This window comes from Enterococcus sp. MSG3290 (genome assembly GCF_050555565.1).
In the GTDB taxonomy this organism is placed as follows: domain Bacteria; phylum Bacillota; class Bacilli; order Lactobacillales; family Enterococcaceae; genus Enterococcus_B; species Enterococcus_B faecium.
In genome coordinates this window covers 2575116-2599395 of the sequence record NZ_CP187862.1, presented here as the reverse complement: position 1 = coordinate 2599395, position 24280 = coordinate 2575116, and the positions used below count along the sequence as shown (strand labels likewise).

23 protein-coding genes and 1 other annotated feature (1 of these 24 running past the window's edge) are annotated in these 24280 nt (G+C 39.4%); of the genes, 21 read left to right on the top strand and 2 right to left on the bottom strand.

What is annotated here, in order from left to right; translation table 11 throughout:
* Positions 1-117 (top strand) — a binding site (T-box leader); it begins 123 nt to the left of the window's first position.
* 85 nt (positions 118-202) lie between these two features.
* The 8 genes from epsC to IGL31_RS12550 all read left to right on the top strand — a co-directional run bounded on the left by epsC (position 203) and on the right by IGL31_RS12550 (position 5481).
* Positions 203-739, top strand: coding sequence for a serine O-acetyltransferase EpsC (gene epsC, locus IGL31_RS12585; protein ID WP_002287446.1), 537 nt, complete (start codon positions 203-205; stop codon positions 737-739).
* The gene (cysS, locus tag IGL31_RS12580) at positions 736-2148 is read left to right on the top strand and encodes a cysteine--tRNA ligase (RefSeq protein ID WP_002322772.1); all 1413 of its coding nucleotides are present in this window, start codon (positions 736-738) and stop codon (positions 2146-2148) included. The genes epsC and cysS overlap by 4 nt, the downstream gene beginning before the upstream one ends.
* Positions 2145-2540 carry a Mini-ribonuclease 3 gene (locus tag IGL31_RS12575; RefSeq protein WP_002293091.1) on the top strand — a complete coding sequence of 132 codons (396 nt, stop codon included), beginning with the start codon at positions 2145-2147 and terminating at the stop codon, positions 2538-2540. The genes cysS and IGL31_RS12575 overlap by 4 nt, the downstream gene beginning before the upstream one ends.
* Positions 2533-3393, top strand: a complete 861-nt coding sequence (gene rlmB / locus IGL31_RS12570) for a 23S rRNA (guanosine(2251)-2'-O)-methyltransferase RlmB (RefSeq protein ID WP_002318842.1) — start codon at positions 2533-2535, stop codon at positions 3391-3393. The genes IGL31_RS12575 and rlmB overlap by 8 nt, the downstream gene beginning before the upstream one ends.
* A 3-nt stretch (positions 3394-3396) precedes the next feature.
* Complete coding sequence (locus IGL31_RS12565) at positions 3397-3927, top strand: NYN domain-containing protein (RefSeq protein WP_002318843.1); 531 nt, start codon at positions 3397-3399, stop codon at positions 3925-3927.
* 76 nt (positions 3928-4003) lie between these two features.
* A complete protein-coding gene (locus IGL31_RS12560; RefSeq protein ID WP_002287436.1) occupies positions 4004-4582 on the top strand; it encodes a sigma-70 family RNA polymerase sigma factor in 579 nt (192 codons plus the stop codon).
* A gap of 114 nt (positions 4583-4696) precedes the next feature.
* Positions 4697-4942 carry a Veg family protein gene (locus IGL31_RS12555; RefSeq protein WP_002287434.1) on the top strand — a complete coding sequence of 82 codons (246 nt, stop codon included), beginning with the start codon at positions 4697-4699 and terminating at the stop codon, positions 4940-4942.
* A gap of 92 nt (positions 4943-5034) precedes the next feature.
* Positions 5035-5481 (top strand): GNAT family N-acetyltransferase, encoded by a 447-nt coding sequence (locus tag IGL31_RS12550; RefSeq protein ID WP_002297374.1) that lies wholly within the window; start codon positions 5035-5037, stop codon positions 5479-5481.
* 59 nt (positions 5482-5540) lie between these two features.
* Here the strand turns inward: IGL31_RS12550 and mscL are convergent, their stop codons facing one another.
* A complete protein-coding gene (gene mscL, locus IGL31_RS12545; RefSeq protein WP_002287431.1) occupies positions 5541-6002 on the bottom strand; it encodes a large conductance mechanosensitive channel protein MscL in 462 nt (153 codons plus the stop codon).
* A 251-nt stretch (positions 6003-6253) separates the two neighbouring features.
* Between mscL and yfmF the strand changes: the two genes are divergently transcribed.
* The 7 genes from yfmF to rny all read left to right on the top strand — a co-directional run bounded on the left by yfmF (position 6254) and on the right by rny (position 15856).
* Complete coding sequence (gene yfmF, locus IGL31_RS12540; protein WP_002287428.1) at positions 6254-7522, top strand: EF-P 5-aminopentanol modification-associated protein YfmF; 1269 nt, start codon at positions 6254-6256, stop codon at positions 7520-7522.
* Positions 7515-8801, top strand: coding sequence for an EF-P 5-aminopentanol modification-associated protein YfmH (gene yfmH / locus IGL31_RS12535; RefSeq protein ID WP_002287425.1), 1287 nt, complete (start codon positions 7515-7517; stop codon positions 8799-8801). The genes yfmF and yfmH overlap by 8 nt, the downstream gene beginning before the upstream one ends.
* 738 nt (positions 8802-9539) lie before the next feature.
* Positions 9540-10463, top strand: a complete 924-nt coding sequence (locus tag IGL31_RS12530; RefSeq protein ID WP_002287423.1) for a RodZ domain-containing protein — start codon at positions 9540-9542, stop codon at positions 10461-10463.
* Positions 10464-10671: 208 nt separating this feature from the next.
* Entirely contained in the window at positions 10672-11250 is a 579-nt protein-coding gene (gene pgsA / locus IGL31_RS12525; protein ID WP_002298210.1) for a CDP-diacylglycerol--glycerol-3-phosphate 3-phosphatidyltransferase, read from the top strand.
* Positions 11251-11489: 239 nt separating this feature from the next.
* Positions 11490-12731, top strand: coding sequence for a competence/damage-inducible protein A (locus tag IGL31_RS12520; RefSeq protein WP_002337397.1), 1242 nt, complete (start codon positions 11490-11492; stop codon positions 12729-12731).
* Between the two features lie 108 nt (positions 12732-12839).
* Positions 12840-13889, top strand: a complete 1050-nt coding sequence (gene recA, locus IGL31_RS12515; RefSeq protein WP_002307721.1) for a recombinase RecA — start codon at positions 12840-12842, stop codon at positions 13887-13889.
* Positions 13890-14299: 410 nt separating this feature from the next.
* A complete protein-coding gene (gene rny / locus IGL31_RS12510; protein ID WP_002287336.1) occupies positions 14300-15856 on the top strand; it encodes a ribonuclease Y in 1557 nt (518 codons plus the stop codon).
* A gap of 78 nt (positions 15857-15934) precedes the next feature.
* Here the strand turns inward: rny and proC are convergent, their stop codons facing one another.
* The gene (gene proC / locus IGL31_RS12505) at positions 15935-16741 is read right to left on the bottom strand and encodes a pyrroline-5-carboxylate reductase (RefSeq protein WP_002296027.1); all 807 of its coding nucleotides are present in this window, start codon (positions 16739-16741) and stop codon (positions 15935-15937) included.
* Between the two features lie 140 nt (positions 16742-16881).
* Between proC and mprF the strand changes: the two genes are divergently transcribed.
* From mprF to purR, 6 genes are all read left to right on the top strand, one after another.
* Positions 16882-19455 (top strand): bifunctional lysylphosphatidylglycerol flippase/synthetase MprF, encoded by a 2574-nt coding sequence (gene mprF / locus IGL31_RS12500; protein ID WP_002287340.1) that lies wholly within the window; start codon positions 16882-16884, stop codon positions 19453-19455.
* 153 nt (positions 19456-19608) lie between these two features.
* The gene (gene ispE, locus IGL31_RS12495) at positions 19609-20460 is read left to right on the top strand and encodes a 4-(cytidine 5'-diphospho)-2-C-methyl-D-erythritol kinase (RefSeq protein WP_002296028.1); all 852 of its coding nucleotides are present in this window, start codon (positions 19609-19611) and stop codon (positions 20458-20460) included.
* Between the two features lie 244 nt (positions 20461-20704).
* On the top strand, positions 20705-21643 hold the full coding sequence (locus IGL31_RS12490) for a metal ABC transporter substrate-binding protein (protein ID WP_010727405.1): 939 nt from the start codon (positions 20705-20707) through the stop codon (positions 21641-21643).
* A gap of 22 nt (positions 21644-21665) precedes the next feature.
* Positions 21666-22346 (top strand): metal ABC transporter ATP-binding protein, encoded by a 681-nt coding sequence (locus IGL31_RS12485; RefSeq protein ID WP_002287343.1) that lies wholly within the window; start codon positions 21666-21668, stop codon positions 22344-22346.
* Positions 22319-23143, top strand: a complete 825-nt coding sequence (locus IGL31_RS12480; protein WP_002287344.1) for a metal ABC transporter permease — start codon at positions 22319-22321, stop codon at positions 23141-23143. Before IGL31_RS12485 ends, IGL31_RS12480 begins: the two co-directional genes overlap by 28 nt.
* 166 nt (positions 23144-23309) lie before the next feature.
* Positions 23310-24128, top strand: a complete 819-nt coding sequence (gene purR / locus IGL31_RS12475) for a pur operon repressor (RefSeq protein WP_002287345.1) — start codon at positions 23310-23312, stop codon at positions 24126-24128.
* Positions 24129-24280 lie beyond the last annotated feature (152 nt).

Below are 24280 nucleotides of genomic sequence, written 5' to 3'. Positions count from 1 at the left end.
ACAGGAAAAACTGTTTTATAGGAAACAAAGTAGCCAAGAACGTATAACAGGCGTTAGCTGTCAGAGATAATCATTGATTATGAAGAAAAGTGGAACCACGCGGAAAGCGTCTTTTGATAAGGAAACTTATTTAAAAGGCGCTTCTTTTCTTTATAAGAAGATGATTTCCTACATAAAATTCTTACGAAAGGAGTGGAAAGTCATGAGTTGGTTTACCCGAGCGATTGATGCAGCAAAGAGAAACGATCCGGCTGCACGTTCGACAGCTGAGATCGTTTTGACATACCCTGGTTTTCATGCCTTGTTTTGGCATCGTTTCTCTCATTTTTTATATCAGCACCGGCTCTTTTTATTGGCGAAGATCAATGCTCAATTCTGGCGTTTCCTAACTGGTGTTGAGATCCATCCAGGAGCAACGATTGGCACTGGCGTGTTCATCGACCATGGAATGGGAATCGTCATTGGCGAAACCGCAGAAATCGAGGACGATGTGATTTTATTCCATGGCGTAACATTAGGCGGTACAGGAAAAGAAACGGGTAAAAGACATCCAACTGTTAAACAAGGAGCCATGCTCTCTGCGAATGCGCAGATATTAGGACCGGTAACGATCGGAAAAAACGCCAAAATCGGTGCAGGTGCCGTTGTGTTGAAAGATGTTCCAGACGACGCTACAGCGGTAGGAGTACCAGCAAAAGTCGTTCGAATCAAAGGAGAAAAAGTGAGGAGATCAGAATGATAAAAATCTACAATACATTGACCAGAAAAAAAGAAGAATTCATCCCTATACAAAAGGGACATGTCGGTATGTATGTCTGCGGACCGACTGTGTATAATTATATCCATATCGGAAATGCTCGTAGCACCATTGCTTTCGATACAATTCGACGCTATTTTGAATATCGAGGCTATAAAGTCGATTTCGTATCGAATTTCACGGATGTAGACGATAAAATCATCCGTACAGCAAACGAATTAGGTATTACAGCACCAGAAGTTGCTGATCGTTTCATCCGAGCATTTGAAGAAGATACGAAAGCGTTGAATGTCGAGCCTGCTACACTGCATCCAAGAGTCATGGATCATATGCCAGATATTTTAGCATTTATTCAAGTGTTGGTTGAAAAAGGCTATGCTTATGAATCTTCAGGTGATGTGTATTACCGTACCCGTAAATTTGAAAATTATGGGAAATTAAGTGACCAATCCATCGATGAACTGGAAGTCGGAGCAAGTCAGCGTACAGGGGAAGAACAGCAGCAAAAAGAAGACCCATTAGATTTCGCTTTATGGAAACAAGCAAAACCTGGCGAGATTTCTTGGGATTCACCATGGGGCAAAGGACGTCCCGGTTGGCATATTGAATGTTCCGTTATGGCAACAAAACATTTAGGAGAAACGATCGATATCCATGGTGGCGGGCAAGATTTAGAATTTCCTCATCATGAAAATGAAATCGCACAAAGTGAAGCGAAAACAGGGAAAAAATTCGCTAATTACTGGATGCACAATGGCTATGTAACGATTGGCGAAGACGATGAAAAAATGAGTAAATCTCTAGGGAATTTCATCACTGTACATGAAATGATCAAAAACGTTGATCCACAAGTCTTGCGTTTCTTCATGGCGACCACACAATACCGTCGTCCGATCCGCTACAGTGAAACGACGATGAAAGAAGCAGCCACCAATTTACAACGACTGAAGAATACGTTTGACAATTTGAAATTCCGCCAAGAAACTGCCTCAGAGAATTTGGCAGATGATGCGGATAAAATCGCTTTGTTAGAAAATTTAGAACAGCGATTCATCGAAGAAATGGACGATGATTTTAATGCAGCAAATGGGATCACAGTGGTCTATGAGCTTGCTAAGTGGCTGAACACTTATCTAGACCAGCCGAAAGTTTCTGCCGCTGTCTTGGCACAAGGAGAAGCTTTATTCTCGCAATGGCTTTCGATCTTCGGTATTTTATTTACAGCAGAAGAGTTATTAGATGAAGAGATTGAACAATTGATCGAAGAACGAAATCAAGCAAGAAGCAATCGTGATTTTGCCCGAAGCGACGAAATTCGTGATTTGTTGAAAGAAAAAGGGATCTTATTAGAAGATACACCGCAAGGAACCCGATGGAGAAGAGAAGCATGAGAGATTACACACAATTGAACGGTTTAGCCTTGGCTTATGTTGGAGATGCGATTTACGAAATCTATGTTCGTGACCACCTGATTGATCAAGGAGAAACAAAACCCAATAAGCTGCATCGTGCGGCAACGAATTATGTTTCTGCGAATGCACAAGCCTTTTTGATTCAGCAAATGCTGGAAGAACATCTTTTGACAGAAGAAGAAGAACTTTATTATCGCAGAGGAAGAAATGCTAAAAGCCATACGAGCGCAAAAAATGCTGATGTTACGACGTATCGGGTCGCAACAGGGTTCGAAGCGCTCATGGGCTATCTGCATTTGACAAAACAAACCGAGCGGATGGAAGAATTGATCCGCTGGTGTATTCAGAAAGTTGGTGAAAAAAATGGGTAAAGAAAGAACAAACAAACATCAATCGAAACGTGGATTTGAAGACAAAAAACAAAATAGATATCCAAATAAAAAGCAAACTGGACGAAATCAGTCAGTTTCTGATCAAAATGAAGAAGCATTAGAAGATAATTTCGTCTTTGGACACCATGCCGCAGTAGAAGCGCTACAACAAGGGCGAGGGAATAAACTCTTTCTTCAAGAAGATTCACGAGGAGAAAAAGTAGAAGAACTGAAAGAAATCGCACGTGAACAAGCTGTGCCAGTCAAATGGGTTCCTAAACAAAAATTAGAAACTTTGAGCGATCACGGCGTGCATCAAGGAGTCGTTCTTGCGATTACACCTTATGAATATTTATCCCTTGACCAACTGATTGAACGAACAAAAGAGAAAAAAGAAGACCCCTTCTTTTTGATTTTGGATAGCATCGAAGATCCACACAATTTTGGGTCGATTTTACGGACAGCAGACGCAAGTGGCGTCGATGGTGTGATCATACCAAAACACCGAGCAGTTGGAATCACACCTATCGTAACAAAGACTTCCACTGGGGCAGTCGAACATGTCCCCGTTGCACGCGTGACGAATTTGGTACAAGCTGTGCAACAGCTCAAAGAAACAGGATTTTGGGTATTTGGCACAGATATGACCGGCACAAACTTCCAAAAATGGAATGCCAAAGGATCAATTGCTTTAGTCATTGGTAATGAAGGCAAAGGAATGAGTCCAGGATTGAAAAAAGAAATGGATGAATTGCTGACGATCCCGATGACCGGGCACGTCCAGAGCTTAAATGCCAGTGTTGCTGCTGGTTTGCTTATGTATCAGGCTTTTTCCCAACGTCAGGGGGAGTAGACCATGAAAAAACAGCTGTTGATTGTAGACGGCTACAACATGATTGGTTCGTGGCCGGAACTTGTCCAGCTTAAAAAGCAGGACAAAATGGCGGATGCAAGAGAAGCTCTTTTACATCGTTTATCAAATTATGCGAAATATGAAGGACTGGAAGTCATCGTTGTCTTCGATGCCCAACTAGTTCCGGGCATCCAACAAAATTATAAGAAATACCAGTTGGATGTTGTTTTTACGAAAGAAGACGAAACGGCTGACAGTTATATCGAGAGAATCGCTGGTCAGCTGAATGACCGTTTGACACAAGTGACAGTGGCGACAAGCGATTTAGCAGAACAGTGGATGATCTTTTCCCAAGGAGCATTACGAACTTCTGCTTATGAATTATATAAGACGATAAAAAAAACGGAAAAAACAATAGCCCAAGAAAATAAAGATATGCATTTTATTGATTTCCGACGTAATTCTCCATGGAATGAAGAGCAGTTAAAAAAATTGTCCCAAAAATTGGACGATTTAATGAGAAAAAATAAATAACATATCGTTCTAATCAGTTCGATGAATCATTGATGATAAGATTCCTCCATAAACGAATTTATGGAGGAATTATTTTATGTCTGAGGAGTTATTGCGCGCTGCACGTAATGGTGACGAAGAAGCATTTGCTGCCCTGTATCAAAAATATTTTCCACTTTTACTACGTTTGAAAAACACCTATTATTTAAGAAATTATGTTTCTGAGGATTGGGAACAAGAAGCAAGGATCGCTTTATATCAGGCATTGAGAACTTACGAAAAAAGCAAAGGTGTTAGCTTTGGAAGTTATTATAAAAGCATTATAAGCAATCAAATCTATTCTCTGTTGAGGAAGCAGAACGCGCTGAAGCGTCGTGATCAAAAAGATGAAGTCTCAATCGACCAAAAAATAGAGACAGAAGGACCAGACTTTTTAGCAGAGATCACATTGCAAGAACCTTTAGCGATTCAGCATCTTTTATTAAAAGAAGCAATCGAAAATTGCGAAATCCAGTTTTCAAAAATAGAAGCTAAAATTTTTCATTATTATATGCAAGGCGTTGATTTTGTAGACATGGCTGAATGTTTAGCAATGGATCACAAGCAAGTAATGAGCGCTTACGGGAGAGTAAAACTCAAAATAAAAAAACACTTGAAATTTTATAATGAGGAATAATTTAGAAAAATCTTAATGAGCTTCTTATTTATTTTTATTGCATTTCTTTTTTTTTTATGGTAAACTTGAAAATTTTAAAAATATGTGGTATAGTTGATAGTAGAGGTGAACTGTATGCCAACAACTTTAGCTTCAATCAAGAAAGATTTAGAAGGTCGTATCGGCAGCCCAATCATGTTGGTTGCTCAGACAGGAAGAAAGCGTCAAACAGAACGCCGCGGCGTTTTAACAGAAACCTATCCTTCAGTATTCGTTGTTGATTTGGATCCTGAAGAAAATTCTTTTGAACGAGTATCTTACAGCTATTCAGATGTACTTACTCGGACAGTTGAGATCGAATTTTTAACTGAAGCAGTTTAAAAAGCAAACGAGCCTGAGATTCGTAAGGTTCGTTTGCTTTTTTGTGTGCGAATCGGTATGCTAAGAATAAAAAAGCAGGGGGCGTTTGCTTAGTGGAATATCAGGTAAAGAAATTTGAAGAATTGTCAACAGCAGAGTTTTACGCGATCGTCAAAGAACGAATCGCAGTTTTTGTTGTGGAACAACAGTGTCCTTATCAAGAAGTTGATGACATTGATGGACAAGCTTGGCATACGTTTTTTCAAGATACTGATGGGAAGATCCTTGCCTACACGCGAGTATATGAAGAAGCGGAGAGTATCCATTTTGGACGTGTCCTTGTTCATCAGGACAACCGTAAAGATGGTTTAGGAAGAAAGATTGTTCAAGAAACGATTAACATGATCCAGAAAAATTTTCCAGAAAAACCAATCGTGATCGGCGCACAAGAATACCTACAAGCTTTTTATGAGTCGTTTGGATTCAAGGCAATCTCAGATGTGTATTTGGAAGATGATATTCCACATATCGACATGAAAAAGGAACAAGTAGCAAGTTAAGAATCTAAAAAAAGAAAGCCGACACTGAAAATCGGCTTTCTTTTTTTTTAGATTCTTTATTATTTAGAAGTATCGGAAAGATTTGTTTGCTCTACTGGATGTGTATTGTCTTCTGCCACTTGTTTGGCAAGAAGATCGCGTATGTCACTAAGATAATCTTCTGCAGTAGGAGTTTCTTCCACTTCCACTTGCTCTTCTTTGGAGCGTAAATTCTTCGCACGGTTTGCCGCTTTGACAACTAAGAATAAGACAAAACCAGTGATCAGAAATGTAATGATAGCACTAATAACGTTACCAAACGCAAATGTGACGCCTTTTGTCGGCGACCAGTCAAGAATTGAAAGTGCTCCTTCTAAATCAGAAGTACCTGTGATCATTGCGACAAACCAACCTATTAGTGGTGTGATCAAGCCTTGCACCACTTGGTTTACGATGCTTGTAAACGCACTACCAATAACAACGCCGACAGCAAGATCCAAGACATCTCCACGCATGATGAACTCTTTGAATTCTTTGATCATGAATGACCCTCCCTTCTTTTATTTGTCTTTAGTATATCGAAAAATAAAAAATAAAAAAACAATATACGCTTTTAGCCGTCTGTTTCTTTTGATAAAAAACATCTATGCTATACTATAAAGTGTAACATCATTTAGAAAAAACGGCGAATTGCCTGAACTTATAAATTTCAAGCAGAGGAATAAGTAAAAAAGGCAGGTTGACCCATTAAAAGAGTAAGCGGGCAATCAGCTGTGAAAAGGAGCATATAAATATGGTGTATCAATTGGCAGAAGGCGTGAATCTTCATGTCTTACCAACAAAACAATACAAAACGATCCGGATTTTTATCCGTTTTACTGCGCGTCTGCAACAAGAAGTCATCACGAAACGTTCACTTCTCAGCAGCATGTTGGAAACAAATAGTTTGAATTATCCGGATCAGACAAAGTTAAGTGCGCAACTTGCAGAGCTTTATGGCGCAAGCTTTGGATTATCAGTTAGAAAAAAAGGAAATTTACATTGGCTAAACGCAGGGATCAGTTTTGTGAATGGTGAATATGTCAATGATCCAAACCTTTTTTCTCAAGCGGTAGATTTTTTAAAAGAGGTTTTATTTTATCCAAATATTAAAAATCATCAGTTTGATCAGTTGACGTTTGACTTGGAAAAGAACAATCTGCGTCTATATTTGGAAAGTTTGAAGGAAGATAAACAAACTTTTGCTTCCTATGCCTTGCAAGAACTTTATTTTGAAAACAGCCCGGAACAAAAGATCCCAGGGTTGGGCGTAGTCGAAGATCTGGACAAGATCACTGCTAGTTCGCTAGCGTCCTACTATCAAGAAATGATGGCAAATGATCAAATCGACATTTTTGTTGTCGGCGATGTTGATCCGGACAAAGCAGCTGAAGCAGTTGGGCAATTACCATTTGAGTCGCGGGAAACAGTTTATCCAGATCTGTTTTATACCCAGCCTCAAGTGAATATCGTGAAGGAACGACAAGTACGTGAACCAATCGTTCAAGCAAAGCTGAACCTAGCTTATCAGACAAATGTGTATTACGATGAACCAGAACGTTTTGCGCTAATGGTCTTTAACGGTTTATTTGGCGGTTTTCCTCACTCTAAACTTTTCATGAATGTCAGAGAGAAAGAAAGTCTAGCTTATTATGCCTCTAGTAGCGTGGATACGTTCCGAGGATTCATGAGTGTCCAAACCGGTATCGATGAAAAGAACCGAAATCAAGTACTTCATCTGATTCACGAGCAATTAGAAAGTTTGCGAAATGGTGAAATAACAGAGTTGGAACTGTCTCAGACAAAAGCAATGCTGAGAAACCAATATCTGCTTTCTCTAGACTCTCCGCAAGCGGCAATCGAAGCTTCTTTTTTGGACAGCTGGCTGCCAGAAACAAAATTATCTGATGAAGAATGGTTGAAACGCATGGAAAGCGTGACAATCAAAGAGATACAACAAGTGGCTGAGCAAATCGAATTGCAGGCAATCTTCTTTTTAGCAGGAGGAAATGCAAATGAATAAAACAGAATATGAGCAAATCAATGAAACACTTTATCATGAAGTACTGCCAAACGGTTTGACCGTGTATTTGTTGCCTAAAAATGACTATCACAAGACATATGGTTTGTTCAGTACGAATTATGGTTCGATCGATAACGAATTTATTCCCTATGGTGAAAAAGAAAAGGTGAAAGTTCCAGATGGAATTGCCCATTTTTTAGAACATAAGTTGTTTGAAAAAGAAGATGGTGATGTCTTTCAATTATTTGGGAAACAAGGAGCTTCCGCCAATGCTTTCACAAGTTTTACGAAAACCAGCTATCTGTTTTCTACGACGGATCAGGTAGAAAAGAATCTGACGACTCTGATCGATTTTGTACAAGCACCTTACTTCACAGAAGAAACTGTAAACAAGGAAAAAGGAATCATCGGTCAGGAAATCCAAATGTATGAAGACGACCCTAACTGGCGGATGTTTTTTGGCATACTAAATAACTTGTATCCTACACACCCATTGCATATCGATATTGCGGGCACGGTTGAAAGTATCGACAAAATCACAGCTCAAGACTTGTATACGTGCTATCGGACGTTTTATCAGCCAAGCAATATGGTTTTATTTGTAGTTGGTAAGATGGAGCCTGAGAAATTGATGAAACTTATTCGGGAAAACCAAGAAGCAAAAAATTTCCCTCCAAAGCAAGAAATTGTACGTTATTTCCCTGAAAACACAAAAGAAATCATCAAACAAAGTGCATTGGAAGCAGCCATTACACGAGATAAATTTGTACTTGGTATTAAAGGATTAGACACATTGCCGCAAGAAGGAACAGAACTGTTACGCTATAAAACAGCAATCAATCTGTTGTTCCAAATGATTTTAGGCAATACTTCTCGAAACTATCTAGCGATGTACAATCAAGGAATTATCGATGACAGCTTTGGTTTTGAATTCAGCTTGGATCGTGAATTTCACTTTGCGGACTTCAGCGGAGATACGGACGAACCAGAGAAAGCAGCAGAAAAAGTCAAAGAAATCATTCTTGGATTCGCTGATGATCCGGAAGTGTCAGAAACAAATCTCGATTTGCTGAAGAAGAAAATGCTTGGACAATATTTCCAATCATTAAATTCGATCGAATATATTGCCAATCAATTTACGCAAAGTTTATTTGGCGATCGAACTTTATTTGATCTTCCTGAAATCATCGATTCGATCCAAATGAAAGACGTACTGGCAGCTGGGGAAGCATTTATAAGTGAAGAGGCCTTCAGCGAGTTTTACATGAGACCAAAATAAACCAGTATTTTATGAGGAAAAGTCTTAAATTTCGTTTTAGACTTGTAGTAGGAACCTCCTCCAAAATCAGCTTTTATGGTATTCTTAGTTGTGTTGGAAAAATTAGTGAGAAAATAAAACAAATCATGCTCTCTTTTAATCAACTTATATTAAAATAAAATCAAACGAAGTAATCAAAGAGGTTGTGACAGAAGTGGTCAGCTTCAAGAAATAAGAAGGAATTTACGAAAATTGCTTCTCAAATTTTTGTGATATTTCGGCTTATTGCCGAAGAAGCTACTTCTGGAACACCGTGTACCAAGAGGTTGTGAAAAAGCTGCCCTGCATCAAGTAATAAGAACAGCCAAGTAAAAACAGCTTCTTAATGTTTTTAACTTGGTTGGACTTATTACCGCAGATGCAAGCTTTTGAACACCGTTTAAGGAAGAGGTTGTGAAATCAGCGTTTTGACCTGAGTATTAGAGAAACATACGGAAAAATATCTCCTTATATTTTGTCGGTTTTTGAGCTAATACCGAGGAACAGCTGATTGAACACCGTTTAAGAAAGAGGTCGTGAACCTGCCGTTTAACTCCGAGTCACAAGGAACAAGTTCAAAAAACAGCTTCTTATATTTATTGGATATTGTGACTTGTGACCGAGGAGTTGGCAGGAGAACAATGTTTATTCGGAAAAAAGGAGCTGTGACATGACTTTTGTCACAGCACCCAAACATAACGTCTTTCGTTGCAACAGCAGATGCTTCGGAGAATCAAACAGACTGGAGAAGATGAACGAGTGGCTTTTGAAACCATCGGAGAAAAATTACGGCAAGCACGCCTGAATAAAAAAATATCTTTAGATGAATTACAGCAGATTACAAAAATTCAAAAACGTTATTTGGAAGCAATCGACAATGATGATTTTGACCAATTGCCTGGTAAATTTTACGTGCGGGCGTTTATTCGGCAATACGCTGAAGCTGTAGGAGAAGATGGAGACCATTTAGTCGATGTTTTTGATGGGAAAAGCAAATTGACAGGATCGGTCCCTGAACGTCCGCAGCCTGAAACAGTAAGTACTTCTAGAAAAGCAATGCATCAGGAAGAATCGCATCCAAGTCGCTTTTGGACAAGTCTTCCTGTCATTTTATTAGGATTGGTTGCTTTGGCGATTGTCGTTGTCGTGGGCTATATGACTTGGCAAGATCGTCAAGCTGATCCAATAATCGGAGACACAGCTTCTTCGCTTAAAGTAGAAGGATCAGTCGAGGAGTCCTCTTCCTCAGAGCAAAGCACGCAGACCAAAGAGTCTTCTACAGTAGAATCAACAACAAAATCAAGTGAAGAAAAGAAAATGGCAATAGCTACAGGAGAAGATTCTGGCAGTGCCATCGCAGTAAATATCACAGACGCTACCAAGCCTGTAACCCTTGAATTTACTGCTGTCAATCGTGTATGGTTAGGTGTGCTAGTAGACAATGCCTATGTTTATCAAGGGACACTGGCAGCAAATGAAACACAGAGTACCGTGTTACCGGAAACAGCAACAAATGCGACCATCACGATTGGTGCAGCAAGCAATGCAACGATCAAAGCGAATGGAGAATCCGTACCAGTTAATCCAGGGGAAAACAATCAGAGTCCAAAAAATGTGAACCTTACTCTTCAATACGCAGAATGATCGTATAAATTAGTTTACGCATCTGTTTACTTGTAGGTATAAAAAAGAAGGATCGTGACAAATCTGTGTCGCGGTCCTTCTTCGTTAATTCAAAAAGATCAATTTCAATAAAAATACTCCTTTGAATAAATTCATTTGGAAAAGTAAATAATATCGGTGGAAACTTCGCTGATAGTCACGTAGAATAGGGAAGAAAGGAGTCGATAGTGTGAATTTACCAAATAAATTAACTGTACTTAGAATTTGTATGATCCCGATTTTCATTTTGGTTGTAGGTTTACCTTTAGATTGGGGACAACTTAACGTAGGAGACACCACACTGGCTGTCACACAGCTAGTAGGTGCAGTTATTTTTGCTTTAGCTAGTATCACAGACTGGTTAGATGGAAAAATTGCCCGTGCGCGAGGCCTTGTCACTAATTTTGGCAAGTTTGCGGACCCGTTGGCAGATAAAATGCTAGTTATGACTGCTTTTATCATGTTGGTTGACCAAGGAAAGGCCCCTGGTTGGGTAGTAGCGATCATTGTCTGTCGTGAATTAGCCGTCACAGGCTTGCGTTTACTACTTGTCGAACATGGAGAAGTCATGGCTGCAGCTTGGCCGGGAAAAGTCAAGACGGCTACACAAATGGTTGCTATTATCTTGCTGTTTATCAATAATATCCCATTCAGCCTGATCGGTATTCCAGTAGATCAAATCATGCTTTATGCTTGTCTGATCTTTACTATCTATTCAGGTGTGGATTACTTCATCAAAAACAGCGGTGTGTTCAAAGGATCAATGTAAGTATCGTTTAGTGGAGAGGTTGTGAGCCTGCCGTCTAACTCTGAGTCACAAGGGATAATTTCAAAAAACAGCTTTTCATGTTTTATGTATATTGTGACTTATGACCGAGGTTTTGGCAGGAGAACACTGTTTATTTGGAACAAGGAGCTGTGACAAGATTTTTGTCACAGCTCCTTGCCCTCTTTTTAAATAAAAAAATATAAAAATACAGCGTATACTATATAAGGGAGCGGGAAGTAATGAAAGCAGAAATAATAGCTGTCGGAACAGAACTTTTACTAGGACAAGTCGTGAATACGAATGCCACTTTCTTGTCAGAACAGCTAGCTGATCTAGGTATCGAAGTTTATTATCAAACAGTTGTAGGAGATAATCAGCAGCGTTTAGAAGAGTTGATTGCTCTAGCTGAAACAAGAAGTGAACTCATACTCTTATGTGGCGGATTAGGACCGACAGAAGATGACCTGACAAAAGAAGCAACTGCGGCTCACCTCGGTAAGTCTCTCATACAAAATACGGAAGGATACAAAAAATTATTGGCATATTTTGAAACAACCCATCGAAAAATGACCAAAAACAATCTGCAACAGTCCCAGATCATCGAAGGCGGGATTCCTCTACCAAATCGTACAGGGCTTGCTTTAGGGACTTTTTATCAAACAGATACACATGCGTATATCCTTCTTCCCGGTCCGCCTAATGAGTTGAAACCAATGTTTGTGGAACAAGTACGTCCTTTACTAGAGGAACGTTTTCCTTCTGAAGAAAAACTAATTTCTAAAGTTTTGCGCTTTTATGGGATTGGTGAATCGCGACTGGTCACTGAGCTAAAAGATCTGATTGAAACACAGATCAATCCAACGATCGCACCATATGCCAAACCAAATGAAGTGACATTACGACTGACAGTGAAAACAAATGATGTTCAGGCAGGGAATCAAGCTCTTTTAGCATTAGAAGAAAAAATCCAAGAACGAGTAGGGGAATATTTTTATGGATACGGCGATGATAATTCGCTAGCAAAAGTCGTAGTGGAACTACTGAAAGAAAACAAGCAGACTGTAACAGCAGCGGAAAGTTTGACAGCCGGCGCCTTCCAAGCCGCATTAGGCGACATTGCTGGTGTATCTGAAGTATTTCCAGGCGGATTCGTTACCTACTCGCTCCAAACAAAAGCTGGTTTTCTGGAGATTGATCCGGAGCTATTAGCAGAATATGGAACAGTCAGCAAAGAATGTGTGGAGCAGATGGCCATTCAAGCACGTGAGATAGCAAGAACAGATTACAGTGTAGCTTTCACCGGAGTGGCTGGACCGGACACGTTAGAAGGTCAATCTGCAGGAACAGTATGGATCGCTATTTCATCTAAAGACGGCGTGGTTTCAGAAAAATATCATTTTGCCAGAGACCGTGCGGCTATCAGATATAATGCGGTTATGCAAGGATTTGATCTTTTGAGAAAACAGCTTTTAAGAAAATGATAAATGCGAATATTTGTTCGGTTTTTTCTTGCTTTTTATTACTAAAAACGATATGATAAGGATAATGAAATGTTGCTCTGATTTGTAAATATAAGGAGGATTATCGTATTGGCAGATGATCGTAAAGCAGCCTTAGATGCTGCACTGAAAAAAATTGAAAAGAGCTATGGGAAAGGCTCTATTATGAAATTGGGCGAAAAAATCGACCAACAAATCTCTACAATTCCAAGTGGCTCTCTTGCGTTAGATGTCGCTTTAGGTGTCGGTGGTTATCCCCGTGGACGTATTATCGAAGTATACGGACCTGAAAGTTCAGGTAAAACAACAGTGGCGCTACATGCTATTGCAGAAGTACAAAAAAATGGCGGAACTGCCGCTTTCATCGATGCTGAGCATGCGTTAGATCCGCAATATGCACAAAAATTAGGTGTGAATATCGATGAACTACTTCTTTCACAGCCTGACACAGGAGAACAAGGTCTAGAGATCGCTGATGCTTTAGTATCAAGTGGGGCTGTAGACATCGTAGTAGTCGATTCAGTTGCCGCTTTAGTTCCACGAGCAGAAATCGACGGCGAAATGGGCGACTCACATGTCGGGTTACAAGCACGTTTGATGTCTCAAGCATTGCGTAAACTCTCTGGTTCGATTAACAAAACAAAAACAATCGCTATTTTCATCAACCAAATCCGTGAAAAAGTAGGCGTGATGTTTGGGAATCCAGAAATCACTCCTGGAGGACGCGCATTGAAATTTTACGCAACGATCCGTTTAGAAGTACGCCGTGCAGAACAATTGAAACAAGGAACAGATATTGTTGGTAATCGTACAAAGATCAAAGTCGTGAAAAACAAAGTAGCTCCTCCTTTCAAAATCGCTGAAGTAGATGTCATGTATGGCTTAGGTATCTCACAAGAAGGAGAACTTCTAGACATGGCAGTAGAAAAAGACATCGTTGATAAAAGTGGTGCTTGGTATTCTTATAAAGAAGATCGGATTGGCCAAGGACGGGAAAACGCTAAAATCTATATGGCTAATCATCCTGAAATGATGGCAGAAGTTTCTGCTCTAGTTAGAGCAGCTTATGGTATTGGCGAAGAAGTCGCTGTCCCAGAAGATGAAAAAGGACAAGAAGAATTGCCTTTAGAAGAAGAATAAAAATCATGATAAACAAAAACGGCTGGTCTGAAGAGTAGGTACTCTCCTTGACCTGCCGTTTTTTTATTGAATAAAGAAATCGTGAGTTATTTAATTATACGAGTGGGTACATAAAATAAAAATATCTGTTCATCTACAAAGAATAATTTAATAGAAAAGTTTCTCAATTTAAAGGTTTACCTATATGAAACTAGTGTCATTTATTTTAAAAACCATCGTTTAATGAATAAGTAGAAAGCCGTTTCTTTGTTTATTTAAAGTTGACACTACGGGGTACAAACATTAGAATAAAGTTGTGCATGTTTTTTGTACACATATATGCGAAGATGCATATTGACAAGTTTAGAATAATTTATCATAGAAGCTGTATAGATGATAAAAATGAAAAAGATAGTATGGAGGTGGATTTTATGGTATTCAACATTCTCCTCGCTATCATCGGTTTAATTGTCGGTCTTGGTTTAGGGTTTATGGTCGCAAAGTCACGTCACGAGAAAGAAATAGCTGGTGCACAATCATCAGCTGCTGGAATCATCGATAGTGCAAAAAAAGAAGCAGAAACTCTAAAAAAAGAAGCATTGTTAGAAGCTAAGGAAGAAAATCAGAAATACCGTTCTGAAGTTGAAAGTGAGCTGAGAGAAAGTAAGTTAGAATTAAAATCTCAAGAGAATCGTTTGATTCAACGCGAACAAACGCTGAATCGTAAAGATGACTCGTTAGAAAAACGCGAGAACTCACTTGAAAGTAAAGAAGAAGCACTTAGTTCAAAACAGCAATTAATTGAAGAGCGAGAAAAAGACGTTGAAAAAATGATTGAAGATCAACAAAAAGAACTAGAAAAAATTGCTGGTTTATCAAAAGAGGACGCACGAGATGTCATCATGAAATCGACTGAAGAAGAGCTGAATCATGAGTTAACTCTAATGGTAAAAGAATCTGAACAGCGTGCCAAAGAAGAAGCAGATCGCAAAGCGAAAAACTTATTATCATTAGCGATTCAACGCTGCGCAGCAGATCAAGTTTCAGAAACGACTGTTTCAGTCGTTACCCTTCCGAATGATGAAATGAAAGGTCGTATCATTGGACGAGAAGGTCGTAATATTCGAACGCTTGAGACGCTGACTGGTATCGATTTAATCATCGATGATACACCGGAAGCAGTTGTTCTTTCCGGATTCGATCCAATCCGAAGAGAAATCGCACGGATGACCTTGGAAAAACTGATACAAGATGGACGAATCCATCCAGCGCGTATCGAAGAAATGGTCGAGAAATCTCGTAAAGAAATGGATGAACGTATTCGCGAATACGGGGAAGAGGCAGCGTTTGAAGTCGGTGCTCATACACTTCATCCAGATCTAATCAAGATCATCGGACGTCTGCGATTCAGAACTAGTTATGGACAAAACGTCTTGAAGCATTCGGTCGAGGTTGCAAAATTAGCTGGTATCTTAGCAGCAGAGCTTGGCGAAGATATCCAATTAGCAAAACGTGCCGGGTTGCTCCATGATATTGGGAAAGCACTTGACCATGAGATTGAAGGATCTCACGTTGAGATCGGTGCGGAATTAGCTGCCAAGTACAAAGAAAACCCAGTAGTAATCAACGCGATCGCTTCTCATCATGGAGATGTGGAAGCTACTTCTGTTATCTCTGTCCTTGTAGCTGCAGCAGATGCGCTCTCAGCAGCAAGACCTGGTGCGCGAAGTGAATCATTAGAAAACTACATCCGTCGTTTAAGAAGTCTGGAAAATATTTCGAACAGCTTCGCCGGTGTAGAATCAAGTTACGCAGTTCAAGCTGGACGCGAAGTTCGGGTAATGGTCAAGCCAGAAGAAATCTCGGATTTAGACGCTGTTCGTTTAGTACGTGATATTCGTAAACGAATCGAAGAAGAACTGGATTATCCTGGACACATCAAAGTAATCGTTATTCGGGAAACTCGTGCAACTGATTATGCTAAATAATAAAAAATACAAAAGAAGAGCCGCGGCAAAAGCCACAGCTCTTCTTTTTTTGTAAGGCACGAAAAAACATTGCTATCATTATTTTTTATTCAACATCTCAAGATCTTTCTCGATCGTCGTATTGATTCCTTTGATGATTGCTGGGATGAATCCTGCTTCTTCTAAGGCAACTACACCTGCAACAGTTGTACCGCCAGGAGAAGAAACTTGGTCTACAAGTTCCCATGGATTTTTATCACTTGAAAGGAATTTTTGACAAGAACCCATAATTGCTTTTGCAGCAATCTCAGTGGCTGTCTGTTTGGACAAACCATTCAGTACACCAGTCCGTCCCATCGCATCGATCAGCATGTAAACGAATGCGGGTGAGCTGCCAGCAAGGCCAATGAATGTACTGAAATCTGATTCTGCTAAAGGATAGACGCTGCCGATTGCTTCAAAAATCATCGTAGCTTGCTGAAGCTGTTCCTCCGTGGCAGCTTCATTTTTGCAAATCGCAGAAACGCCTGCTCCTACGCTGACATTGACATTCGGCATCACACGTACGATGGAGGCCTGAGGATCTTCAAGCGCTGTTTCTAAATCTGTTAATGATTTTCCTGAAGCAATAGAAATGAATAAGACTTTCTGGCTATATTCTCTTAGTTCTTCCAATACTTTTTCAATGATTTTTGGTTTCACGGCTAAAAGAACGATATCTGATTGTGATGCAACTTCCTGATTACTTTTGCATGCATGGACGCCAGTTTCAGCAGCAAATTTTTGTGCATTTTCAAAATGTCCACTGGAAACGAACACCTCTTCTTTCGAGACTGTTCCTTTTTTTAATAAACCATCAATAATAGCTTGTGCCATATTCCCTGTGCCGATAAATCCTACTTTCATGTTATCCTCTCCTTTAGCATTAGGATATCTTTCTTTTTCTATCATCGCAAGCAAAGAACAGGTCTAAAGTGGAAAAATTAAAATAAATAAGATAACATTGGGGTATGACACAAAAGTATACAAGTTAGGAATGGGAAAATGTGAAAAATAAACGATACTTGATGCTGCAATGGATAAAGGAACATAGTCTGATTTTAAAACTGATTTTTTTCGGCTCCGTGTTAGTCTTTGTGGCAAATCAAGTCGCAAATATTGCTAATGGCATGAGTTGGCAAGATATTTGGCAAAGGATGGGACAACAAAGCCGCATGACGATCCTGCTCATGATTCTGGCTGGACTGCTGGGTGTCACTCCGATGTTGTTGTATGATTGGGTGACGATCAGAGTCTTAGAAAAACAAGGAAAACCAAAAATGGAAAGAAAAGAGTTTCTTCTTGCTGCGTGGGTAACAAACACGATCAACAATCTCGCCGGTTTTGGTGGTGTGGTAGGAGCAAGTCTGCGGGCTAGTTTTTATGGAAAGCAGACAAATAGAAAAATGGTTTTAGCCACTGTATCAAAAGTCGCACTATTTATGCTGACTGGTTTGTCTGTATGGTCGTTTCTTACATTTATTGATGTCTTTTTTATTCAGTCAGAAAGTATTTTTCGAAGCTATTGGATCTGGCTTTTCGGCGGTAGTTTTTTAGCACCAGTCATTTTCTTTTTTGCTTATCTAAAGAGAAAGACATTGTTCTTCGAGTTTTATCCAAAAGGCTTGCTTGGTCTGCTACTGGCATCCTTTGGACAATGGACGGGAGCCCTTGCGGTATTTTTGATCATCGGCAAGTTGATGAGAATAGATATTTCGATGCTTTCGATCTATCCTATGTTCATGATTGCTACATTGATAGGAATGCTGACGATGGTCCCAGGTGGAATGGGGACTTTTGACGTTTTGATGATCTTAGGAATGAGTCAATTGTCTGTTCGGCAAGATGTAGCAGTAGTTTGGCTATTATATTATCGGTTGTTTTATTATGTTCTACCTTTTATGACGGGACTTCTATTGTTCATCACACATACAGGAGTCAAAATCAATCGATTTTTAGATAACATTCCGCGACTGTTTTTCCAAAAGGTTGCGCATATCGTGCTCGTAAGTGCTGTCTATTTTGCGGGGATCATGATGGTACTTCTATCAACAATCACTAATCTGTCTGCAATCAGTCGGCTATTTCAAGTATTATTGCCGTTCTCATTCAATTTTTTAGATCAGACAGTGAATCTATTGGTTGGCTTTTTATTACTCGGCCTTGCTAGAGCACTTTCAGTAAAAGTCAAAAAGGCATTTCTGCCTACGATTGCTTTACTATCTTTTGGTATTTTAAATACAATCACACGTACGTTATCTTGGCAGTTGATATTGGTATATGTCTTGATTCTGTTAGCTGTGTGGTTATCCAGAAAAGAATTTTATCGAACAAAATTCGTTTATTCTTGGGGAGCTATAATCTTTGATGCTAGCTTGTTCGGCTTTTTGTTTATCGTTTACGCAATTGCAGGCTATCACAGCGGACGCTTTTTAGTCGGTCGAATAACAGGAAATCATTTTATTTTGTTTCCTTCAGATGATGTGTGGTTCTCAGGGCTTATTGGTTTGGGCATCTCATTGCTAGCTTTAGTGGCGCTTTATCAATATTTAGCTGAAGATACTACGAAGCTTGGCAGTGAGTACGAAAAAGACCGTTTTGACCGTTTATTGGAAACATACGGAGGCACAGCTACAAGCCATCAGCTTCGCTTGTCAGGTTACAGTTATTTTTATTACCAAGAAGACGACCAAGATCAAGTCGTTTTTGGTTATCAGATCAAAGGAAACAAATGCTTTGTTTTAGGAGATCCAGTTGGCAATCCTAAAATGATGCGGGCAGCAACGAATCAGTTTATGAAACAAGCAGATTGTTTAGGCTATCAGCTTGCGTTTTATAAGATATCAGAAAGCTACGTAGTGATGCTTCATGAATTGGGTTTTCACTTCACGAAAGTAGGTGAAGCAGGGATTGTTGATCTAGCAACAGAAGACTTGTCTCGGCTGAGTCAGCAACTTGAATATCAACGATTGATGAAAGAAGGATACCATTTTACTTGGTACGATCAACTGCCGGAAGAATTACATCAAGCTGTAAATGAAGTTTCACAAAAATGGCTTCAAGGTGCACGAGAAAAATACTTCTCTGTGGGACGATTTGATAAATCATATGTATTATCTAGCGGTGTCGGTATTGTCCGTAAAGATCAAAAAGTCGTTGGCTTCATCACCGCTCAGCCGATGACGAAGAAGCAGGCGGGATATGATTTGTTGCGGGTCTTACCTAAAGAATCTGAGGAATTAGCTGACTATCTGTTAGCCAATCTGTTTATTGTATACGAGAAAATGGGCTACTCGGAAGCCAATCTAGGCTTAGCTCCATTAGCTAATGTTGGAGAAACAGATTTTTCTTTCTTTCAAGAAAAAGTCATGCATATCGTATATAATTATGGTAATTTTTTCTATTCCTTCCAGTCTGCTTATGAAAAGAAATTAAAATATGTCGATCATTGGGAAGGACGTTACTTTGCTTATAGGAAAGGAAGTAATTTCGGATTTGCTACCATGCAGCTACTCAGTCTGATAGGAAAAGAAAAAGGAAATGTTCCGAGTTTGGCAGAAGAAGTACTCACAGAATTATAAGAATCACTAGAACTTGTTTGGATTATGAAGAGAAAATTCTGTGAAAGCTGTTGAAACGATGACAAAATCAACCACTAGGCAGACATAAGCTATACTTTTATTTTTCCCTATGATAGAATACTTGCGACTTAGACTTTTCGAATGGGTGAGAGGATGGAATTGATTGAAAAAGCGCCAGCCAAGATAAATTTAGGACTGGATGTATTATATAGACGGCAAGATGGGTATCATGAGTTGGAAATGGTGATGTCGAGCGTAGACTTGGCAGATCATCTATTTTTTGAAGAAATAACAGAAGACAAAATCATTGTAGAAACAAATAAAGCATTTTTACCGGTAGATGAACGGAACAATGTTTATCAAGCTGCTTTATTGCTAAAAAATAAATACAATATCAAAACCGGTGTCAAGATCTTTGTTAAGAAGAATATTCCAGTAGCAGCTGGATTAGGCGGAGGAAGTACAGACTGTGCAGCTGCTCTAAGAGGGATCAACCAATTATGGAATCTGGGCTGTTCGTTAGAAGAACTGGCAGAAATCGGTTTGGAAGTCGGTACAGATGTTCCTTACTGTGTCTACGGAAGTACGGCATTTGTCGGTGGCAAAGGGGAAGAAATCCAAGTATTACCTTCTATGCCACAGTGCTGGGTTGTGTTGGTCAAACCAAGAATGAGTGTCTCTACACGTACAGTGTTTAGAGAAGTAGATACGCAAGCCATCCAACATCAAGACATCCACGGACTTGCTGAAGCCATCCGAGAGCAAGATTATCAGCAGATGATCAAAAAAATGGGAAACAGTTTAGAAGATATAACGGGAAAGCGGCATCCAGTCATCCATCAAATCAAAGAGCGTATGATCAAGTACGGAGCAGATGCTGCATTGATGAGTGGAAGCGGACCAACCGTTTTTGCCTTGTGTCAACATTATTCAAGAGCGCAGAGAGTATATAATGGGTTAAAAGGTTTTTGTGAGGAAGTTTATTTAGTACGAACCCTGCAATAAAATATAAGAAGTAAAATAGGTGATGAAAAACTGAGGAATCCTAAAATGGTATTCTTCAGTTTTTTATTGTAGTGAAATGGCTAGATATGAGCAGCAACTCATCCATTTTACGATTTAATCAAGAATATACATGCTTAAATCAGAAATTGATGGATTTCTATTGACTGTGTTTTTTTATTTTGATACATTAGTTCACGTTAATAAATCGTAAAATTCCGATTTGTTCATTGAAAGGAGCATATAAATGAAAAAATATCTTTTGACAGCTACGGTAATGATAGGTGCTTTACTGTTTGCAGCATGTGGAAATACGAACAAGGAAGCAGACAAAAAAGAGGATTTGACGATCGTTACGACTTTTTATCCGATGTATGATTTTACAAAAGAGATCGTAGGGGATGAAGGAAACGTGAAACTTTTGATCCCTGCTGGAACGGAGCCGCATGATTTCGAACCAAGTGCAAAAGAAAGAGCAGAAATTTCCGATGCAGATGTTTTCGTGTATAATAGTTCAGACATGGAATTTTTTGTGGATTCGTTAAAGGATTCAGTGGATAGCAAACAGACCTTGATGATCGAAGCAGCTAAAGGAATCGACCGTTTAGAATCGCAAGAAGCAGACGAACATGAAGAATCAGAAGAAGGGCATGATCATTCACATGAATACGATCCACATGTTTGGCTCGATCCGGTATTAGCTATAAAAGAAGTCAGAACGATTGCTGAAGAATTAGGCGAAAAATATCCAGATAAAAAGGAAACTTTTACGAAGAATGCCGATGCTTATATCAAAAAGCTTGAAGCATTGGATCAAAAATACTCCGATGAGCTAAAAGATGCAACAAACCGCACATTTGTCACTCAGCATGCTGCTTTTGCTTATTTAGCGAATCAATACGACTTAAAACAAGTAGCGATTTCGGGCGTTTCACCAGATCAGGAACCCACACCAAGCCGCTTAGCTGAACTAAAAGAATTTGTGAAGAAAAACAACATCAAAGTGATTTATTTTGAAGAAAATGCCTCTTCGAAGGTAGCTGAGACATTGTCGAATGAAACAGGAGTGAAGCTAGAAGTGTTGAATCCTTTAGAAAGCTTGACTAATGAACAAATCAAAGCAGGCGAAAATTATATTTCTGTCATGGAAAAAAATCTGGAAGCTTTAAAAGAAAGTATCAATTAAGTTTTAGAATGGAGGTTGTAAGGTGCGTTATATCGAAATATCTGATTTGACCTTTTACTATGATGATGAACCTGTACTAGAAGATGTCTCTTATCATGTAGATGCGGGTGAATTTGTCATTTTAACTGGAGAAAATGGAGCAGCCAAGTCAACCTTGGTGAAAGCATCGTTAGGATTACTGAAACCTTCAAAAGGAATGATAAAGATTGCTGAGAAAAATCAAGAAGGAAAAAAATTAAGTATCGGTTATATTCCTCAACAAGTTGCATCTTTCAATGCAGGTTTTCCTAGTACGGTGATCGAATTAGTCCGTTCAGGAAGATATCCAAGAGGCCGCTGGTTCAAGCGTCTCTCTGAAAAAGATCATCAACATGTACAGCGTGCTTTAGAAGCTGTAGGGATGTGGGATATGCGAAATCGGCGAATAGGTGAATTGTCTGGCGGACAAAAGCAGCGAATCAGTTTAGCGCGTATTTTTGCTACTGACCCTGACTTATTTGTTCTTGATGAACCAACAACAGGTATGGATGAAGAATCCAGAAATGAATTTTATCGTCTTCTCCGGCATAGTGCGCATGTCCATGGGAAATCAGTTCTAATGATCACCCATGATCATGAAGATATCAAACAGTATGCGGACAGACAGATCCGACTGGTGAGAAAGGAGGATTCTCAATGGCGTTGCTTTCATATGAATTCATGAGAAGAGCGTTTCTTGCCGCTATCTTCATTGCCGGAATCGCCCCGATGCTAGGTGTGTTTTTAGTGATCAGAAGACAATCGCTGATGGCTGATACGCTTTCTCATGTCTCTTTAGCAGGGGTAGCGTTAGGATTCTTTTTGAACCTTAATCCTACACTTACGACCATGCTAGTCGTTGTATTAGCAGCTGTGATATTGGAGTATCTGCGAACGATCTACCGAACCTATTCAGAAATCTCCATTGCCATTTTAATGGCTGGTGGTTTGGCGTTAGCGTTAGTATTGATGAATTTGAGCGGAGGGAATTCAGCAACAAGTATCCAATCCTATCTGTTTGGTTCGATCGTGACCATTACATGGGAGCAAGTCATCTTTTTAGGAATCTTATTCGTTGCCATCGGTATATTGTTCTTTTTATTCAAACGGCCGATGTATGTTCTGACTTTTGATGAAGATACCGCCCACGTGGATGGGCTACCCGTTCATTTGATGTCGATGATGTTCAATGTGATTACTGGTGTGGCTATTGCTGTGATGATCCCGATTGCCGGTGCACTTTTGATATCCGCAATCATGGTTCTTCCCGCAGCAATCGGTATGCGATTAGGCAAAAGCTTCAATGTCGTGATTGCTATCAGTGTTTGTGTAGGATTTCTAGGGATGCTGTCAGGACTAACTAGCTCGTTTTATCTAGATACACCTCCAGGAGCAACAATCACATTAGTCTTTATTGCTTTGTTCCTGATTGTAAATATCATCAAACGAATATTGGTTGCCTTCAGAAGAAAAAATAACTAAATTATAAAGAAAAGAAGCCTTATAAAAACGAAAAATTTTTTATAGGCTTCTTTTTATTTTAATAAATACCGAACTATTTTCTTATTTTTTCATAAAATGCTCGAATTTTTGAAGAAAAACTTATATAATGTAAAACGATAAAATTTCTTAAAAGGAGTTGGAATAGGTGAAAGTACGTCGCAGTGAACGTCTAGTTGACATGACACAGTATTTATTGAATCACCCGCATGAATTGATTTCCTTAACAAGCTTTGCCGAACGCTATGAATCTGCTAAATCTTCTATCAGTGAAGATTTGGGAATCATCAAGAAAACATTTAAAGAACGAGGGTATGGAACCTTGGAAACAATCCCAGGTGCTGCAGGTGGTGTATTGTTCATCCCTGAAATTTCATATGAAGAGGCGAAAAAATATATTGAATCTCTAGCAGAACGTCTATCAGAACAAGACCGTCTGCTTCCAGGAGGATATGTTTATCTCTCTGATTTGTTAGGAGAACCTGAACTGCTGCGTCAAGTTGGAAGAATCATTGCTTCTAAATACCTTGGTGAAAAAATCGATGCTGTAATGACTGTAGCCACAAAAGGCGTACCTATTGCCCAAGCTGTGTCCTATTATCTGAATGCGCCATTCGTTATTGTACGCCGGGACTCAAAAATAACAGAAGGATCAACAGTAAGTGTCAACTATGTGTCTGGATCTTCTGAAAGAATTGAAAAGATGGAACTGTCTAAGAGAAGTTTGAAACGTGGTTCACGTGTCCTTGTAGTGGATGATTTCATGAAAGGCGGCGGAACAGTCAACGGAATGAAGAGCTTGATTGAAGAATTCGAATCAGAACTTGTTGGCATCACTGTATTTGCCGAATCAAAATTCAACGGTCATCGCGCCATCGATGATTATACGTCACTGCTTTATGTCAAAGATGTAGATACTCAAACGAAAAATATTACGGTTGTGCCGGGAAATTATTTTTCAGAATAAGAGGTTGTGAAAAAGCCGCTTAGTTTCGAGTAGTAAGAAAAATTTTGTGAAAATGGCTTTCCACATTTTTTCATAAATTTGGCTTAATACCGAGAAACTGGCTTTTGAACACCGTTTATCTAGAGGTTGTGAAATCAGCGTCCTGTCCTGAG

Excerpts from the sequence above, each read along its gene's own strand:
- epsC (WP_002287446.1), top strand. The coding sequence starts at position 203 with ATGAGTTGGTTTACCCGAGCGATTGATGCAGCAAAGAGAAACGATCCG.
- cysS (WP_002322772.1), top strand. The coding sequence starts at position 736 with ATGATAAAAATCTACAATACATTGACCAGAAAAAAAGAAGAATTCATC.
- IGL31_RS12575 (WP_002293091.1), top strand. The coding sequence starts at position 2,145 with ATGAGAGATTACACACAATTGAACGGTTTAGCCTTGGCTTATGTTGGA.
- rlmB (WP_002318842.1), top strand. The coding sequence starts at position 2,533 with ATGGGTAAAGAAAGAACAAACAAACATCAATCGAAACGTGGATTTGAA.
- IGL31_RS12565 (WP_002318843.1), top strand. The coding sequence starts at position 3,397 with ATGAAAAAACAGCTGTTGATTGTAGACGGCTACAACATGATTGGTTCG.
- IGL31_RS12560 (WP_002287436.1), top strand. The coding sequence starts at position 4,004 with ATGTCTGAGGAGTTATTGCGCGCTGCACGTAATGGTGACGAAGAAGCA.
- IGL31_RS12555 (WP_002287434.1), top strand. The coding sequence starts at position 4,697 with ATGCCAACAACTTTAGCTTCAATCAAGAAAGATTTAGAAGGTCGTATC.
- mscL (WP_002287431.1), bottom strand. The coding sequence starts at position 6,002 with ATGATCAAAGAATTCAAAGAGTTCATCATGCGTGGAGATGTCTTGGAT.
- yfmF (WP_002287428.1), top strand. The coding sequence starts at position 6,254 with ATGGTGTATCAATTGGCAGAAGGCGTGAATCTTCATGTCTTACCAACA.
- yfmH (WP_002287425.1), top strand. The coding sequence starts at position 7,515 with ATGAATAAAACAGAATATGAGCAAATCAATGAAACACTTTATCATGAA.
- IGL31_RS12530 (WP_002287423.1), top strand. The coding sequence starts at position 9,540 with ATGCTTCGGAGAATCAAACAGACTGGAGAAGATGAACGAGTGGCTTTT.
- IGL31_RS12520 (WP_002337397.1), top strand. The coding sequence starts at position 11,490 with ATGAAAGCAGAAATAATAGCTGTCGGAACAGAACTTTTACTAGGACAA.
- rny (WP_002287336.1), top strand. The coding sequence starts at position 14,300 with ATGGTATTCAACATTCTCCTCGCTATCATCGGTTTAATTGTCGGTCTT.
- proC (WP_002296027.1), bottom strand. The coding sequence starts at position 16,741 with ATGAAAGTAGGATTTATCGGCACAGGGAATATGGCACAAGCTATTATT.
- ispE (WP_002296028.1), top strand. The coding sequence starts at position 19,609 with ATGGAATTGATTGAAAAAGCGCCAGCCAAGATAAATTTAGGACTGGAT.
- IGL31_RS12490 (WP_010727405.1), top strand. The coding sequence starts at position 20,705 with ATGAAAAAATATCTTTTGACAGCTACGGTAATGATAGGTGCTTTACTG.
- IGL31_RS12480 (WP_002287344.1), top strand. The coding sequence starts at position 22,319 with ATGGCGTTGCTTTCATATGAATTCATGAGAAGAGCGTTTCTTGCCGCT.